Here is a 16,517-nt window from a genome sequence, read left to right as displayed (position 1 = left end):
GAGCTCGTGCGCGCCGCGTTCGCGAAGGCGCGGCGGACGTTGCGTGCGTGCGTCGCGCGGGTCGCGCTACTTGGAGCGCTTGCGCAGGCGCTCGATGTCGAGGATGACGACGGCGCGCGCCTCGATGCGCAGCCAGTTGCGCTGGGCGAAGTCGGCGAGGGCCTTGTTCACCGTCTCCCGGGACGCGCCGACGAGCTGCGCCAGCTCCTCCTGGGTGAGGTCGTGGTGGACGTGCAGCCCGGCCTCCGACGGCTGGCCGAAACGCTCGGCCAGGTCGAGCAGCGCCTTGGCGACGCGGCCCGGCACGTCGGTGAAGACCAGGTCGGCCATCACGTCGTTGGTCTTGCGGAGCCGCTGCGCGAGTGCGCGGAGCAGCTGCACCGCCACCTCGGGGTGGCCGGTCAGCCACGGCCGCAGGTCGTCGTGCCCGAGCCCGGCCAGCCGGCACTCGGTGACGGCGATCGCGCTGGCGGTGCGGGGACGCGGGTCGAACAGCGACAGCTCGCCGAACATCTCGGACGGGCCGAGCACGCTCAGCAGGTTCTCCCGGCCGTCCGGCGCGGTCCGGGTCAGCTTGATCTTGCCTTCCAGGACGACGTACAGCCGGTCGCCGGTCTCACCCTCGTTGAACAGCGTCTGCCCGCGGGCCAGGCGCACCTCGGTCACGTTGGCGCGCAGCGCCTTGGCACCCTGCTCGTCCAGGGCCTCGAACAGCGGAGCCCTGCTCAGAACGTCCACGTCGCGGTCGGTCACGCTTCTCCTCCTCGAACACCCACATGCATAGTGTGACGTACGTCCCACCGCGTACGTGAAGGCAGGGTCCACGGCGCGCCGAAACCGGACCGGTCCAACTCGCCGCGCCGCCGCTTCCGGCGGTGCTTGCGGCGGATCGCCCCCGCAGCGGCGTCCAGTTGCCTGAACGTCTCCTGCGCACCCAGTGTACGGATCGCCGGGTGAATGCGGTCACAAAGGTACCGTTTCTCCTCTTCGGACGTGGTTACCCGCTGGTCACTTGCGGTTCGCCAGAACCTCCTCCACCTGCCGGACGGCCGTCGTCTCGGGGAACTGGACGAGCCACCAGGTGGCTCCTGCGCGCGCGTACGGGCCCGGATCGGTGCCGGGTGGGCCGCCTACGGAGACCTCATATCCGTCCATGTCACCGTCCCTGTGTTCGGCGATGATTTCCAGCATCCGACGGAGATCGTCTGGAGAGACTTCGGGACACAGCCCGTCGTAGCGCGCGGCCCGCCGCAGCGGCGCCGGCCTGGTCGACTGAGCGGCCACCCATATGGGAATGCGCGGCTGCTGTACGGGACGAGGCAGGAAGCGCAGCCCGTCCACGGTGTAGTGCGGACCGTGATGCACGACACGCTCACCGCTCCAGAGGCGGCAGATGAGCTCCAGCGACTCGTCCAGCATGCTCGCGCGCGTGCGCGGGTCGTCGACCTCGCCGAGGCGCGTCATCTCGCCGCCCGTATTGGATCCGAGCCCCACGCCCAGGACGAACCGTCCTCCGCTGAGCTGGTCGAGCGCCACTGCCTGCCGCGCCACTTCCTGTGGACGCCTACGGGAGAGCGGCGTGACCCGCGTCCCGAAGACCAGCCGCTCCGTGGCCGCCGCAACCGCCGCCAGCCCCGTCCAGGCATCACAGACCGCCAGCTCAGGACGGTTCGGTCGCGCCACGTGATCCCAAAGGAAGAACCCGTCGAACCCCGCGTCCTCGGCCTTCCTGGCAAGCCCCGCAAGCACCCGCGGATCAGCAAGCTCCCCGAACGGCGGCAAGTACACCCCACAACGCACACAAACCCCATACCCCCCACCCCCGACACCCCCACGTCACCCCCTCCAAACACACCCCAAAATCACCCCACCCCCAACACCGCGCCCCACCCCGAGCGCCCCAACCGCCGCCCCCCAAACCAACCCACACATCCGCTCGCATCCGCAGCCCCACCCCCGCCCGCAGCCCCACCCCCGCGCGCGCATGCCCACGGCGGCGGCGACGGCGGTGGAGATCGTGGCGGGGCCCCACCCCCGCGCGCGCATGCCCACCCCCGCGCACATGCCCACCCCGCGCGCGCATGCCCACCCGTATCCGCAGACCGACCCGCACCCACGCCCCCAACCGGCCTGCGGCCCCCAACCCCAAACCCACCGAGCCCCGTCCCAAACCACGCCCCGCAACCCGCGCCCCCCGTGATGGATCGCGCACGCGAGATGAGCCCACGAACGCGCGAGGCCCCTGCTTCTGTCTGAAGCCTTTGTGTATGCGATAGGGCCTCACGAATGCGAAAGGTCATCGCGCACGCGAGAGGAACTCACGCATGCGAATAGGCATCGCGGGCGCGAGATAGCGTCGCGCATGCAGAGTGATGCTGCGCGTGGTGGGGTGATGCTGCGCGCGTGGGGTGGTGTTGCGTGCGCGGGATGGCGTCGCGCATGCGGGGTGGCGTCGCGATGCGGGTGATGTCGCGCGTGCCAGGTGATGTCGCGCGTGCGGGCTGTGTTGCATGTGCGAGGTGGTGCGGCACCGTCCCCAACGCCCCCGGGGTGGGCTTGCGTGTGGAGCGGGTGGGCTTGCGCGTGGGGCGAGCGTGGGGGAGTTGGTTTGTGTGAGGAGGGGAGGGGCTTACGCGGGTTGGGTGCTCGCGTGTTGGGGGTGTGTGGACTTGGGGGGCTTGGTTGGGGCGTGTCAGGGCGCGGGAGCTTCTACGCTGGGCTCATGGCGACGCAGGTGACTCCGCGGCAGAGGCGGAAGCGGTTCCAGGAGGAGACGCGGCTGGGGCTCGTCCGGCGGGCGCGGCGCATCAACCGGGAACTGGCCGAGCTTTACCCGGATGCGCACTGCGAGCTGAACTTCGCCTCGCCCTACGAGTTGCTCATCGCGACCGTCCTGTCCGCGCAGACGACGGACAAGCGCGTGAACATGACGACACCTGAGCTGTTCGCCAAGTACCCGGGGCCCGAGGAACTGGCCGCCGCCAACCCCGAGGACGTCGAGGCGATCCTGAAGCCGACCGGGTTCTTCCGGGCCAAGACCAAGTCCGTCATGGGGCTGTCGAAGGCGCTGGTCGAGCGGTTCGACGGGCGGGTCCCGAACCGGCTGAAGGACCTGGTCACGCTGCCCGGCGTCGGGCGCAAGACCGCCAACGTCGTGCTCGGCAACGCCTTCGGCGTCCCGGGGATCACCGTGGACACCCATTTCGGGCGGCTCGCGCGCCGGATGGGCTGGACGACGTCCGACGACCCGGTCAAGGTCGAGGAGGACATCGCGGAGCTCATCCCGCGCAAGGAATGGACGATCCTGTCGCACCGGATGATCTGGCACGGCCGCCGCGTGTGCCATTCGCAGCGTCCGGCCTGCGGTGCGTGCGCGATCGCCCCGCTGTGCCCGTCCTACGGCGAAGGGCCGACGGACCCGAAGGTTGCCGCGAAGCTGATCCGTGACCGCTCCTTCGCCTGAGCTGTCGCGGAACACTCACCGTCGGCATCCATAGACGCTCACCACGCGCCCATGCGTGATTTGCCCGTCTTGGCGGGCGTCCCGCACCGGCTTTGAAAGCTCCGCGCAGGGTTCGCGCGGGCTGGGAAAGGCCTGTGTGCGCCGGGGGTCCGTCCGGTGCGGGCTGCGAAAGGTCCGCGCGTGCTGGCAGCCGTCCCCCCCGCGCGGGCTGGAACGGCTTGTGTGCGCTGGGAAGCGTCCCGAGCGGCCTAATTGGAGGTTCGCGCGGCTGAGAGAGGTTCGTGCGCGCTGGTGGGCGTCCCGCTTGGGCTGGGTAGGCGTCCCGCGTGGCTAGTGGAGGCTCGCGTGGCTGATGGAGGTCCGCGCGTGCTCGCCTTCCCCCGGGCATCCGGTGCGGGCTGGGGAAGGCCCGCGCGGATTGGCGGGCGTCTCGCGCGGTCTTCTGGGAGGTTCACGCGGGCTGGCGGCCGTCCCGTGCGGGCTGCTGCGAAGGTCCGCGCGCGCTGGTAGGCGTCCTGCGCGTGTTGGCAGGCGTTCTGCGCGTATTGACGGTGCTGTTGTCCACGTTCGCCATGCTTTAGGTGCGTCCACGGCCGCTCTTCAGCGTTTTCGTACGCTCACGGATGATTCGGCGCCTACATGCGTCCACGGGCCACCACGGACCGCTGGGGGTCCTGCGTGCGCCCACGACCCGCGTGCACCCACACGGCGGCTGCGTGCGCCCACGGTGCCTGGATGCGTGCATGGTGCCTGGATGCGCGTACGGCGCCTGCGTGCGCGCGCGAGGCGTGGTGGCGCTTGTGGGGGGCTTTGCTTGCCGTTGGATGCTCTCTGTGCTTGCCGACGAGCGTCCTGTGCGGGGGAACGGGCTTTGCGCTTCTGTCGGAGGGACTTAGGCCCTGCAGATGCTCTTGTGCATCTGCAGGGGGTGGTGACTCGGCAGTTGTGTGGGTCAGGACTTCCAGTGGGGGTCGCGGCCGAGGTAGCGCATGAGGGCGGCTACCTCGTCGTCGCCGGACGTGGCGGGGAGGACGGCGGCGTAGGCGCCGTAGGTGCGCAGCGGCTCGACGATCTGCTGGGCCACGGGCAACAGGTCGCGGGCGAGCGTGGTGGACAGGGGCGAGGGTGCGCCGGCGGACCTCGCGATGTCCCAGGCGTGGACGGCCGCGTCGAGGGCGCAGGCGCCGACGCCGAGCCCGGCGGGCATGTCGTTCGGCGGGACGGGCACGTGGACCTGTTCGGAGCTGGTCGCGACGCCCGCCCAGGCCTCGGCCGCGCTGGCCAGAGCGGGTTCGAGCAGGTCAGCGGGGGTCCCGTCGAGCACGCCGGTCGGCGCGAACGGGTCGAAGGACGGTCCGGGGCCGCCGGTGAGGAAGGCCGCGAACGCGATCTGGTCGCCCGCCGCGTGCTGGAGCACTTGGGCGGCGCTCCAGTCCGCGCAGGGCGTCGGGGCGTCCCAGTCGGCGACGGCGGCCGCCGCGGTGCGCAGCGCCTCGTGGGACTGCTCCAGAATCGGCCAGTTGGTCATGTCATGCTCCTGCCGCATCAGCTCTCCGGCCGAAGCGATCAAGGCCGGTCATCGGGGTTTCTATCGCGAAATCTCCTTGTTTGGCAGTGGTTCGAGGTATCGGTTTGGACGGGCCCGCGGGCTGCGTCGCGCGGCCGGGCGTGCGAGGGGGGCCGAAGCGCGATTGAGGGCATCCGCAAAGGGGATCGTGAGTGGTTTCGGGCGCTCCGTCACAGGGCGCCCGGCCGCCGGATTTCCGGTCGGCGGGAAGCATCCGGCCCGCCGCCGGGTTGGGAGATGTTGTGACCGACGCCGCTTCGCCCGCATGGCTGGACCGATTCCTCCGCGACGCCCCGCGGATGCCGGTCCCCGAAGGCATGCGGCCCGGTGAGGGCAGCCGGGACGCGGCGGTGCTGATCCTTTTCGGCGAGGGCCCTGACGGTCCGGACATCCTGCTCACCGAGCGCGCCGCGACGCTGTCCAACCATGCCGGGCAGCCCGCGTTCCCCGGCGGACGCATCGACCCCGAAGACGGCGGCCCGATCGCCGCGGCGCTGCGCGAGGCCCAGGAGGAGACCGGCGTCGAGCCCTCGGGCGTGGACGTCCTGGGCACGCTTCCCGAGCTGTACCTGTCGCACAGCAACCACCGGGTCACGCCGGTCATCGGCTGGTGGCGCGAACCGTCCGAAATCGCGCCCGGACATCCCGGCGAGGTCGCGACCGTCGCGCGTGTCCCGATCGCGGAACTGACCGACCCGGCGAACCGGCTGACCGTCCGGCACCCGTCCGGACTGCGGCTCGGCCCGGCGTTCCGGGTGCGCGGCATGCTGGTCTGGGGATTCACCGCCATGCTGCTGACGGCCGTCCTCCAGGCGGGCGGCTGGGACCGTCCGTGGGACCCAAGTCACGTCGAGGACCTTCCGCCGGACGCCCTGTCGCTCTCGCTCCGTAGCTGAGCGCCCGCCCCACGCGGTTTTGCTCTGTTGCTGAGGGTGCGCCTCACGCAGCGTTGCCCGACGCCCGCGGGCCACGCCTCACGCAGCGTCGCCGTAGGGCTGTGGGACGCGCCTCATGCGGCGTTGCCCCGGGCTATGGGCGGCGCCTTATGCGGCCACGTTTGATAGCCGAAGGTGCTTTGTGTACCGCTGATAAGCGGGCCATACGGGCCTCTGCGACGCCTCGTGCGCGCGTGCACATCGCCCCGGATGACTACACACGTCCGGTGAAACTGGTACAGCGAGGGGACGTGCGCAGGCCCGTAGTCGCTATACGGTGAAGCGGTGCTGGGCGACCACCTTCTGGATTTGATCCTGCTCGTGCTGATTCTGCTGTTTGCGGTGTCGGGGTACCGGCAGGGCTTCATCGTGAGCCTGCTGAGCTTCGTCGGGTTTGTCGGCGGGGGTGTGGTGGGTGTGCTGATCGCCCCGCCGATCGCCGAGGCGACGGTCAGTGGTGCGGCGCAGCAGGCGCTGCTGGCGATCGTGATCGCGTTTTTGGCGGCGACGCTGGGGCAGTTGCTGGCGTCGTCGCTGGGGGCGGTGCTGCGTAACCGGGTGACCGACAGCAATGCCCGGACCGCCGATGCGGTGGGTGGTGGGGTGGTGTCGGTGCTGTCGCTGTTGATCGTGGCGTGGTTCTTCGGGTCGCTGGTGGCCAATTCGGAGTTCAAGTCGGTGCGGACGCAGGTGAAGGGGTCGTCGATCATCCGCGGGGTCAATGATGTGATGCCGCAGCAGGCGCAGACCTGGTTCTCCTCCTTCCGGGGGTTTGTGGCCAGCAGCGAGTTCCCGCAGGTGTTCAACGGGCTGGGCGGGGAGTCGGTGGCCAAGGTCCCGCCGCCCAATGATGCGATCCTCAACACCGCCTCGCTGCGCGCGGCCCGGCAGTCGATCGTGAAGATCACCAGTACCGCGCCGGACTGCCAGCGCCGGATCGAGGGGACGGGGTTTGTGTTCGCGCCCGATCGGGTGATGACCAACGCGCACGTGGTCGCCGGCGCCCGCGGCTCGTCCCGGATCGATTCGCTGGATGGCACCCACCGTCCGGGCAAGGTGGTGCTGTATGACCCGCAGCGGGATGTGGCGGTGCTGTATGTCCCGGGGTTGACCGCTTCGCCGTTGAAGTTCGCCGGACCCGCGCGCGTGCGCGACGACGCCATCATCGCCGGCTACCCCAAGAGCCGCCCGTTCACCGCCCTCGCCGCCCGGGTCCGCGCCCGGCAGATCTCCAGGGCGCCGGACATCTACCACTCGCCGCAGGTCACGCGCGAGATCTACGCCATCCGCGGCGACGTCGAGCAGGGCAACTCCGGTGGCCCGCTGCTGTCGACCGACGGCCGCGTCTACGGCGTCATCTTCGCCGCCGCCCTCGACTCCCCGCAGACCGGCTACGCCCTGACCGCCAACGAGGTCGAGCCGGACGCACGCGCCGCCGAAGGCGCCACGCTTCCCGTCTCCACCGAAGGCTGCGCCGACTAGCGCACCCGCGCGCTTGCGATCCGCCGAGCAACCTCACGCAACCACACCGAGCGCAGATGCACCTGATTAGCGCGCGCACAGCCAAGCGTGCAAGCCGAGCATTCCTGGACGCTGCCATGTGAGGCCGTACCGGATTGTCGCAAGCGCAGACTGCCGTGGATGCGCCGCCAAGCGCGGGCACATCTGAGCCTGGACGCACGGAACCGCGCGGACGCAGAGCGGCTGGTGCGCGGGCGCATAGCAGTCTGGACGCGCCGGTTGGCACGAGCACAGGGCGGGGCGGGCGTCACGGTCAGCGTGGGCGCAACGGGGCGCGCATGAGGTGGGGCCGCCGGGGCTGAGGCGAGCGTGGCGGCAGCGCGTTCACGCTCGCAGCCGCGCCGAACGCGGCGGATTGGGACGAGTGCTTGGGGCGCGGGTTGTGGGGGTGGGGGCGGTTAGCGCAGGTTTAGGGGGACGGGGGTGTTGAGGGGGCGGTCTTCGGCGAGGGTGCGGATGTCGCGGGTCAGGCGGGGGATGTCGATGCCGTGCGTGTTGTCGCTGTACTCGTCTAGGCGGTCGGCGGCGCGTGACAGGAGTGCGTGCGCGCCGCGTGGGTTGCCCCTACGCAGGTGTGTGATGCCTACGGCTACCTGAGCTAGGCCGCGCCACAGTTCGCGCTCGTTTTCGGGGGCCGCCTTCCAGACCGCTTCCAGCACCTCGTGCGCGTGGAACGGACGGTCGGCGTCGAGTAGCCGCTGGGCCTCGTCCAACGCTTCGTTCGGCGGCAGCATGAAATCGTCGGGTGTCGTAGGAACACCCTCCGCGTCATGGGGGAGCGGGCGTCCGTACGCGTCGCGAGGTCGCGCATTGCGTGCCCGTCCTTGCGGATCGCGATCGCGTCCCTCGGAGCGGCGGTCCTGTCCTGGTGTGTCGCGGTCGCGTGGCTGCGCGTTGGGGTCGGGCATGGTCAGTGTTCGGGTTCGGGGTCTTTGAGCCAGCCGGTGAGCTGCGCGTCGAAGGCACGTGGACGTTCCTCGTGGGGGAAGTGGCCTGCGCCCTCGATGAGCTTCCAGCGGTAGGGGGCGGCGACGTACCGTCCGGAACCCTGGGCGCTGGAGGGAAGCGTGCAGCGGTCCAGCGCGCCGTGCAGTTGGAGCGTGGGGACCTGGATGGGCGCGCGCATGCGTCGCGCGTAGCGGATACCGTCCGGACGCGGTTGGGAGCGGACGAGCCAACGGTGGTACTCAAGCGCGCAATGCGCCACGCCGGGGATGCGTATCGCGTCGCGCACGAGGCGCTCGGTCCGTTCGTCCGGCCAGCCGGGGCCGGACCAGTCGTGGAGCAAGCGGCCTACAAGTGCGCCCTCGTTCTGGACGAGACGACGCTCGGGCCATACGGGAACCTGGAAGCCGAGCGTGTGGCGTGTAGCCCATAGCTGTTTGCGCGGGTCGCTGCGTAGGGACTGGCGCAGTCGCAGCGGGTGCGGCGCCCCTACCGTTACCAGCCTCTGGACGACCTTGGGGTGGTAGGCCGCCATCGTCCAGGCGAGTAGTCCGCCCCAGTCGTGGCCGACGACGATCGCGTTGGCCTCCCCGAGCGCGCGCACGAGGCCCGCGGCGTCCGCGGCGAGGGTGACCAGGTCGTAGCCGCGCGGTGGTTTGTCGCTCGCGCCGTAGCCGCGCAGGTCCACGGCCGCCGCGCGGAACCCGGCGGCCGGGAGCGACACGAGCTGGTGGTGCCAGGCCCACCAGAACTCGGGGAAGCCGTGCAGCAGCAGGACGAGGGGCCCCTCGCCCGCCTCCGCTACGTGGAAGCGGGTGCCGCCCGCGCTCACCGAGCGGTGCGTCCAGGGGCCGTCGATCTCGACGAGCGAGGCGTCCGGCGCGGCCATGGCGTGTCTCGCCCGCTCAGTCCGTCAGCGCCGGGGTGTCCGCGGCGTCGACCGCGTCGACCGCGTCGTCGGCGTCGCCGCGGTGCCGGAGCATGTCGAAGTCGGCGCGCAGCTCGGCGCGGGTGCGCTTGGCCCCGTCGATCTTGCGGATGCGCAGGTACCCGATGCCGACCAGCGCGCCGGCGAGCAGCGCGTAGACGCCCGCGACGATGAGGAACGCGGCCCAGTGCCAGATACCGGCCGCGACCAGCCCGTAGGCGGCGGCGATCGACAGCAGGATCACGATGAGCCCGGCGCACAGCCCGGCGATCGCGAACATCACGCTGCCCAGCGCGGCCTTCTTGGCGTCGTCCTTCAGCTCCAGCTTGGCCAGGTCCATCTCGGCCCGGATCAGGCTGGACACGTTGCTGGACGCCATCGCGACGAGCTCGCCGAGGGACTTGTCCTCCATGCGGCCGCCCGGCAGTGCCTCCGACATAGCGCTCTCTCCTTCCAGGGCCCCGGTCACCAGGGCCGAACCCAGCCTGGCAGCTCGTCCGCCGCCCGGACCACCCGGCCCGCCCGCAGGGGGCGTCCGCCCGTCCCGCCGCCTCCGCCCGCGGACCTCGCCCCGGCTCCGAACCTCAGCCCGGCACCCGACCTCAGCCCGGCACCCGACCTCAGCCCGGCCCCGGGCCTCAGCCAGGCGCCGGGCCTTGGCCTGGTTCCGGGCGTCGGCCCGGTTCCGGGCATCTGTCCGGGGATGGGCGTCGGCCCGGTTCCGGACATCAGCTCGCCTCCGCCTCGCGGGCGCGCTGCCGCACCCGGTGCCGGAAGACCGCGGACGCGGCCACCGACGCGAGCACGCTCGCGATCAGGACCGCTGTTGTCACTCTCTCGAATTGTGCCGGGTCGGGGTAGGCCAAACCGCCGATCAACAGCGAAACGGTGAAGCCCACACCGGCCAGCGCGGCCACCCCGGCGATCTCCCGCCAGTGCAGCTCGGCGCCGAGCGTGGCCAGGCCGAGCCGGACGGCCGTCCACGCGCCGCCGAGGACCCCCGCGAACTTGCCCAGGACCAGCCCGGCCATCACGCCGAGCGCGACGCGGTCGTTGAAGACGGCGCCGAGCGCGTCCCCGCCCAGCGCGACACCCGCGCTGAGGAACGCGAACAGCGGGACGCACAAACCCGCCGATATGGGACGCAACACATGGTCGGCCCGCTCGGCGTTCGTCGGCCGCTCGTCCGGCGTCTCCCGCGGGGACGTCAGCATCCCGAGCGCGACACCGGCGACCGTCGCGTGGATGCCGCTGCGCTGCGCGAAGTACCAGGCGAGGATGCCCAGCGGCACGTACAACCACGGCGTCCGGACGCCTCTGAGCTGCAGGAACCCGTACACGGCGATGAGGACGACGGCGGTCAGCAGCGGCCCGTACGACAGCTTCGAGGTGTAGAACAACGCGATGATCGTGATGGCGATCAGGTCGTCCACGACGGCGAGCGTGAGCAGGAACGCGCGCAACGGCGCGGGGCAGTCGGAGAACGTCACGGCCAGGACGGCCAGCGCGAACGCAATATCGGTCGCCGTAGGGACGGCCCATCCGCGCGTCGCGTCCCCATGGCCAGCGGTAAAGGCGACGAAGATGAGCGCGGGAACGACGACGCCCGCTATAGCGGCGATGACCGGCAGCGCGGCGTCCCTTGGGTTGCGCAGCTCGCCGTGTGTCAGCTCTTCACGAAGTTCGAGCCCGGCTATGAAGAAGAAGACGGCGAGCAAGCCACCTGACGCCCAATGCGCCAGATCCATGTGCTCCAGGCCCAGCCAGCTGGGGTTCAGCTCGTACTTCTGCATGCGCGTGTACGAGGACGACCAAGGCGTGTTGGCCCAGATGAGCGCGGCGACGGTCGCCAGGAGCATGATGACGCCGCCTACGGTCTCCGTACGCAGCGCGTCCGTCACGTTCTTGCCGTAACGGACGGTAGGCCGGACAGGCCAGCTGCTTCGAACGCGCGTCATCGATCCCCCGAGTGGCGGACGAACCATGGTCTCGGGGACGAGACAGACCCCTCGTGCGCGCGGAGACCGGTCCGCCCCCAACGCCGACCAGACTTCCCGGCACACCAGATCTCGAGCGTACCCGGATGATCGTCACCTAAGTCCCTTGTGCCCGCCCCTGACCATGCGAAACGGCCACCCAAGGGCTTCCACCGAGCACCCGCCTCACGCCCACGCGCGTCCGACGCCTAGGCGGCCCTCCTGCGCCCGCGCTTCAAGCACCCGCGCCCCTCACGTCCAGACCGCATGCGTCCAGACGGCATGCATCCGGGCCCGTGCGTCCGGGCCCCAGGCGTCTGGGGCCCAGGCGGTCGGGTCTGGTGTGCGGGCGTCTCGTGCGCCCGCGCCTGGGGTGTGTCATGCGCTGCCCGCGCCCCTCGGTGTGCGTGCCTCCAACGCTCGCGCCTTAAGCATGCGTTCCTCGTGCGCCCGCGCCTCGTGCGCCCGGGCCTCGTCTGTCCGGGGCTCGTGTGCTCGGGCTTGTGTGCGCGGGGCTCGTGCGCGTGGGCTCGTGCGTGCGCGGGTCGTTCAGGCAGCCGCGCCTAGCGTGCGCGAGCCTCATGCGCGCCCGACTTGCGCGGGGGTGGAGATGCGCGAACCCCGGCCAGGCCCCGGAAGGCGGCCAGGCTTCTAGGGCTTGGCCTATGTGCCTGATGCGGTTCCGGGGTGTTGGCCGGGGTTCGCGGTGTCGGTCAGTCTTCGGACTTGGCGCTGGGGAGCTTCTCGGCGATGAGGTTCATCACGGTGCTGTCGGCGAGGGTGGTGACGTCGCCGATGCTGCGGTTCTCCGCGACGTCCCGCAGCAGGCGCCGCATGATCTTGCCGGAGCGGGTCTTCGGCAGCTCCGGAACGATCATGATCTGGCGCGGCTTGGCGATCGGGCCGAGGGTGCGGGCGACGTGCTCGCGCAGCTCCTTGAGGAAGTCCTCGCCCTCGACGTCCTCGCCGGCGCTGCCGCGCGGGATCACGAACGCGACGATGGCCTGCCCGGTGACCGGGTCGGTCGCGCCGACCACCGCCGACTCGGCGACCTTCGGGTGCGAGACCAGCGCCGACTCGACCTCAGTGGTGGAGATGTTGTGGCCGGACACCAGCATCACGTCGTCCACCCGGCCGAGCAGCCAGATGTCGCCGTCCTCGTCCTTCTTCGCGCCGTCCCCGGCGAAGTACAGGCCCTCGAACCGGGACCAGTAGGTCTTTACGTACCGCTCGTCGTCGCCCCAGATCGTCCGGAGCATGGACGGCCACGGCTCCTGCAGCGTGAGGAACCCGCCGCCGCCGTTCGGAACCGGGCGCGCCTGGTCGTCCACGACGTCCGCGGAGATGCCCGGCAGCGGGCGCATCGCCGCGCCCGGCTTGCCCGCGGTGACGCCGGGCAGCGGGCTGATCATGATCGCGCCGGTCTCGGTCTGCCACCAGGTGTCCACGACCGGGCAGCGGCTCGCGCCGATGTGCTCGCGGTACCAGACGTACGCCTCGGGGTTGATCGGCTCGCCGACCGACCCGATCACGCGCAGCGAGGACAGGTCGTACTGCGCGGGGATGTCGTCGCCCCACTTCATGAACGTCCGGATCGCGGTGGGCGCGGTGTAGAAGATCGACACCTTGTACTTCTGGATGATCTCCCACCAGCGGCCGCGGTGCGGCGTGTCCGGGGTGCCCTCGTACATGACGGACGTCGCGCCGTTGGCGAGCGGCCCGTACACGATGTAGGAGTGCCCGGTCACCCAGCCGATGTCGGCCGAGCACCAGTACACGTCCGTTTCCGGCTTCAGGTCGAAAACCGCGTGGTGCGTATAGGCGACCTGGGTCAGGTAGCCACCGGTCGTGTGCAGGATGCCCTTCGGCTTACCCGTCGTACCGGACGTGTAGAGGATGTAGAGCGGGTGCTCGGAGTCGAGGGGTTCGGGCTTGTGCTCGGCGCTCTGCCGGTCGACGACGTCGTGCCACCAAACGTCCCGCTCGTGCTGCTCCACCTGCTCGCCCGTCCGCCGGACGACCAGGACCTTCTCAATGGACGGCGTGCTCTGCACGGCCTCGTCCACGGTCGGCTTGAGCGCGGACGGCTTGCCGCGCCGGTAACCGCCGTCCGCCGTGATGACGAGCTTCGCCTCGGCGTCCTCGATGCGGGTGCGCAGGGCGTCGGCGCTGAACCCGCCGAACACGACCGAGTGGGTCGCGCCGATGCGCGCGCACGCGAGCATCGAGATCGGCAGCTCGGGAATCATCGGCATGTAGATGGCGACCCGGTCGCCCTTGCGCACGCCCAGCTCCAGCAGGGCGTTCGCGGCCTTCGCCACCTCCGTCTGGAGGTCGGCATAGGTGAGGGTTCGGGTGTCGCCCGGCTCGCCCTCCCAGTGGTAGGCGACGCGGTCGCCGTGCCCGTTCTCCACATGGCGGTCGACGCAGTTGTAGGCGATGTTCAGCTCGCCGCCCACGAACCACTTGGCGAAGGGCGGGTTGCTCCAGTCGAGCACCTCGTCCCAGCGCTTGGTCCAGGCGAGCCGGTCCGCCTGCTCGGCCCAGAAGCCCAGGCGGTCGGCGTCGGCCCGCTCGTAGGCGTCGGCTTTGACGTTGGCGGACTCCGCGAGCTCGGCCGGCGGGGGGAAGCGCCTCGTCTCCTGAAGGAGGTTCGACAGTGTCTCTTGGCTCTCGCTCACGCGTACTCCTCGCTGGTCAAAGAGGGGGCGCCTTCCACGGCCCACTCCATCAGCGAACGTCCGGTCCGGACAAGGGCTTGCCGGTTTCGTGGGCACAAGGGGCGAAAGGTACTCCCCGGCTTCGGGTTGGATGCTATGTGATGCCAGCCACACGTGCCCTTACCCGGTCGGGGGTCCGGGAATCCGCGCGTGATCGGCCGACTCGGTGTGATCCTGGTTATGCCCTTCTGACCTGCATGGATGCCCTTTCGGCGTGATCGGGATTACTTGAAACAAAGTTTCCTGTTCGGGGTGTCGGCCGCGTGTCGCGCGGGCGGACGGGAGGCGGCCGGAAGGCGTGTTCCGGAGACCGCATAAAGTCGGGCGCGTGACCGATCACGATGCTGCGCGCGTGGCCGAAGCCGATGCTGCGCGCGCGGCCGAAGCCGATGCCTTCGCCGGTGTCGCCGCCCTGCCCGGGGTGGACGAGGCCGTAGCCGACGCGCGCAAGGCGGTGGACCGCCTGCTGGGCCACCGCATCCTGCGCCGACGCAGCGCGGAAGTCTCCACGGAGTCCGCATTGCGCGGGGCTCGTGCGTCCGCGGTACTGGAGGGCGCGTCCGTCACGCTGGACGAGCTGCGCGGCGCGGTGGAGGGGCATGCCTCACCGATCGTCCAGGGCTCGCTAAGGGTCAGCGCCGAACTGGGCTCGCTGGCTGAGACCTGGCGCAAGGCGCCTAGGCAGGTCCTCGCGCGCCTGCACGTACTGGCCGCCGCCGATCTGGTGGACGAGGACGTTCTGGGCCGTCCGCGCTCGGACGAAGTTTCGGTTTCCGACCCGCTGGAGCTGGGGCCGGCGCCGTCCGCTGCCGAAGTCTCGCAGCGGCTGGACGCGCTGTGCGACCTCCTCGTGCGCCCGAGCAAGGCTCCGGCGCTGGTCATCGCCGCTTTGGTACATGGCGAACTGCTGACGCTGCGTCCGTTCGGCGTGGCGGACGGCGTGATCGCACGGGCCGCCGAGCGGCTCACGTTCGTCGCGCGTGGCCTCGACCCCAAATCTCTCACCGCGCCCGAGGTCGGGCACCTGGAACTCGCTGCGGACTACCCGGACGCTCTGCGCGCCTACGCGTCCGGCACCGCCGAAGGCATGGCCCGCTGGATCCGCCACTGCGCCGACGCCACCGTCGCCGCCGCCCGCGACTCCCAGGCCATCTGCGAGGCCTACATGCGCGGCTGACCCCGCGTAACACCCCCGCTCCGGCCCCTCGTGCGCACGCGTTCCCGCGAATGCGTCTCTCACGGCGCGTCCTGCCAGGCACGCCCTTGCGGCCGCGCACCTACGGACGCGTCTCAAACGGGCGCGTCCGTAGGTCTATGTCCGCGCGTGCCTATGGGCTCGTCTCGGGCGGGCTCGCAGCTTTAGCGCGTCCCGGGCAGGCGCGTGGTTACGAACCTGTCTCGGACCAGCGTGCATACGGCGCGTCCCCAGCGGCGCGTGGCGGTACGGGGGCGTGTCGGGTGACAGGTTCCTGACGGGTGTCCTGGACGGGACGTCCTGTGTGGGCCGTCCCTGAAGACTCGCCCCGGATCGGTGCACTCCCCTAGGCACGTCCGCAAGGCACGTCCGCAAGGCATGTCCGCAAGGCACGTCCGCGCGGGCGGGTCTCTGGTGGTCGGGGCGCGGCTTGAAGTGCGGTCACCGAGCGTTGCCGGGGGCCCGGCGCAAAGGAACGGCACCCCGCACTTGGCGGGGCGCCGCCCTGGTCACGTCACACCGGGTTACCAAGCGTGCACCTCATATTCGTCGGAGCGGGTCAAGCCCGTCTCGACGCGCCTCCCGCGGCTGGTCGCGCGTGGGTGCCCGGCTGCCGTGCACGGACACTCGGTCCGTAGAACCTGTCTACGCCTCGTATGTCCAGTTGACAAGGCCTGAGCCGGTAAAGGAAACGTTCCAACGGGGGGCGGTGCGCGGGGAGCGGAGGAGGGAACCGTGCGGCCGCCGAGCCCCCGGAGACCGTGGAACGCGCCATTTTCGGCGCCCGTCCGCGCCCCTTCGTGATCGCCGATTCCGATCACTCAGTGTGATCGTTTCTAATTGCACCCGCTCGTGGCCGCGCATGCCTATGCGTGCGGACTCGTGGGGGACTGTCCGGCTCTGCGCCCGCGCCCGCAGGGGCCGAGTGAAGCCCTCGTGCGCGCGGGAGTACGGTCTTCCCAACCAGGCAAGAAAATTCGTCCCCGCGGAGGGACTTTCCCGCTCGACGGAACTCTCGACGATCGGGCAGCATATGTTGTATCTGCCTAGACTGGAGATGGCGAGATTGCTACTCCCTAGATCAAACTGGTGTACCACTTAGTGCGATCCGACTGAGACTTTCTTGGAAAACGGGCCGGCTCTACCCCCCCGGAGCCGGACCGTTCGGCGACCCCCGCTCTCCCCCCCGGCGGGGGTCGCCTTACGTGAACGGCCCGGGTGGTGGCTACCACCCCCCGGAGCGACCACCCGGGCCTTCACCGAACCA

The 16,517-nt window shown here is 70.5% G+C and carries 12 protein-coding genes; 4 read left to right on the top strand and 8 right to left on the bottom strand.

The annotated features are described in order from the left end of the window. Positions 1–66: 66 nt before the first annotated feature. On the bottom strand, positions 67–753 hold the full coding sequence (locus FHU30_RS28300) for a Crp/Fnr family transcriptional regulator (protein WP_067483689.1): 687 nt from the start codon (positions 751–753) through the stop codon (positions 67–69). Between the two features lie 255 nt (positions 754–1,008). Then, positions 1,009–1,788, bottom strand: coding sequence for an LLM class flavin-dependent oxidoreductase (locus FHU30_RS28295; protein ID WP_253879805.1), 780 nt, complete (start codon positions 1,786–1,788; stop codon positions 1,009–1,011). Positions 1,789–2,722: 934 nt separating this feature from the next. Between FHU30_RS28295 and nth the strand changes: the two genes are divergently transcribed. Then, the gene (gene nth, locus FHU30_RS28290) at positions 2,723–3,463 is read left to right on the top strand and encodes an endonuclease III (protein ID WP_253879803.1); all 741 of its coding nucleotides are present in this window, start codon (positions 2,723–2,725) and stop codon (positions 3,461–3,463) included. Between the two features lie 952 nt (positions 3,464–4,415). Here the strand turns inward: nth and FHU30_RS28285 are convergent. Further along, positions 4,416–4,991: a TIGR03086 family metal-binding protein gene (locus FHU30_RS28285; RefSeq protein WP_253879801.1), complete on the bottom strand. Its 576-nt coding sequence runs from the start codon at positions 4,989–4,991 to the stop codon at positions 4,416–4,418. A gap of 338 nt (positions 4,992–5,329) precedes the next feature. Here FHU30_RS28285 and FHU30_RS28280 point away from each other — a divergent pair, with 338 nt between their 5' ends. Next, positions 5,330–5,926 carry an NUDIX hydrolase gene (locus FHU30_RS28280; protein ID WP_253880354.1) on the top strand — a complete coding sequence of 199 codons (597 nt, stop codon included), beginning with the start codon at positions 5,330–5,332 and terminating at the stop codon, positions 5,924–5,926. Between the two features lie 324 nt (positions 5,927–6,250). After that, entirely contained in the window at positions 6,251–7,447 is a 1,197-nt protein-coding gene (locus FHU30_RS28275; RefSeq protein ID WP_253879800.1) for a MarP family serine protease, read from the top strand. 437 nt (positions 7,448–7,884) lie between these two features. Here the strand turns inward: FHU30_RS28275 and FHU30_RS28270 are convergent, their stop codons facing one another. The 5 genes from FHU30_RS28270 to acs form a co-directional block, all read right to left on the bottom strand. After that, positions 7,885–8,199: a DUF309 domain-containing protein gene (locus tag FHU30_RS28270; RefSeq protein WP_308211412.1), complete on the bottom strand. Its 315-nt coding sequence runs from the start codon at positions 8,197–8,199 to the stop codon at positions 7,885–7,887. A 197-nt stretch (positions 8,200–8,396) separates the two neighbouring features. Further along, the gene (locus tag FHU30_RS28265; protein ID WP_253879798.1) at positions 8,397–9,320 is read right to left on the bottom strand and encodes an alpha/beta fold hydrolase; all 924 of its coding nucleotides are present in this window, start codon (positions 9,318–9,320) and stop codon (positions 8,397–8,399) included. Positions 9,321–9,336: 16 nt separating this feature from the next. Beyond that, a complete protein-coding gene (locus FHU30_RS28260; protein ID WP_253879796.1) occupies positions 9,337–9,798 on the bottom strand; it encodes a phage holin family protein in 462 nt (153 codons plus the stop codon). 289 nt (positions 9,799–10,087) lie between these two features. Further along, the gene (gene nhaA / locus FHU30_RS28255; RefSeq protein ID WP_253879794.1) at positions 10,088–11,260 is read right to left on the bottom strand and encodes a Na+/H+ antiporter NhaA; all 1,173 of its coding nucleotides are present in this window, start codon (positions 11,258–11,260) and stop codon (positions 10,088–10,090) included. 788 nt (positions 11,261–12,048) lie between these two features. Continuing rightward, a complete protein-coding gene (acs, locus tag FHU30_RS28250) occupies positions 12,049–14,016 on the bottom strand; it encodes an acetate--CoA ligase (protein ID WP_253879793.1) in 1,968 nt (655 codons plus the stop codon). A gap of 367 nt (positions 14,017–14,383) precedes the next feature. Here acs and FHU30_RS28245 point away from each other — a divergent pair, with 367 nt between their 5' ends. Then, positions 14,384–15,232 (top strand): Fic family protein, encoded by an 849-nt coding sequence (locus FHU30_RS28245; RefSeq protein WP_372503968.1) that lies wholly within the window; start codon positions 14,384–14,386, stop codon positions 15,230–15,232. Positions 15,233–16,517: the final 1,285 nt, after the last annotated feature.

The organism is Actinomadura rupiterrae (assembly GCF_024172125.1).
In the GTDB taxonomy this organism is placed as follows: domain Bacteria; phylum Actinomycetota; class Actinomycetes; order Streptosporangiales; family Streptosporangiaceae; genus Spirillospora; species Spirillospora rupiterrae.
Note: the sequence above shows the minus strand (reverse complement) of the source record. Positions and strands in the feature narration are given on the sequence as shown.